Consider the following 595-nt stretch of genomic DNA (forward strand, 5'->3'; position numbering starts at 1 on the left):
TTGGCTCCCAAGGTGGAATGGCCTACCGATATGGATCACGAGTCGCGGACAGCACCGTGAATGCTTATGTCTGACAGGAGCGATGGCTCTGGCTTCGCAGCTATCGAAATCACCGAGGATGCCTCATGGCGAAACCTAAGCTCAATCCCCCTTGCCCAGGATGGCAACGTGATCTACCAGGACCGAACGAACCTATCGATGAAAGTCCGACGATTATGCGGCAGTCGCCAACGCATCTCGATTCGATCTACATGGATATTCCGAGAAATGTATCGACTGTGCGCGGGCTAGTATTTTGTTGTGCAGTAATCGCGGCACTGACGACCGCCTGGTATATATTTTTTACCGGGTGGCTCATTTTTATTTTAAGGGCGTTTGATACTTGGACGACGCTGGCGCGCATCGGCGTCACTTTGCTGGATATAGTCACTGTTGTATTTGGTGTCTGGGGGACATGTGTTCTTTATCGCGCGGACGTGTCTCCACCACGTGATCTGCCTCTACGCTTCAACCGCGTGCGCCGCAAAGTGTACGTGTACGGTTTTCACTCGGTCTGGTGGAATCCGTTCACACGCTGGTACGTCACTACGGCGAG

General features: G+C 52.9%; 1 protein-coding gene. It reads left to right on the forward strand.

Features of this window, described 5'->3' with window-relative positions; translation table 11 throughout:
• Positions 1-125: 125 nt before the first annotated feature.
• A partial coding sequence (locus L810_RS47995; protein ID WP_373453124.1) for a DUF6708 domain-containing protein occupies positions 126-595 on the forward strand: 470 nt, incomplete at its 3' end.

Source organism: Burkholderia sp. AU4i, assembly GCF_000466765.1.
GTDB lineage: Bacteria > Pseudomonadota > Gammaproteobacteria > Burkholderiales > Burkholderiaceae > Burkholderia > Burkholderia cepacia.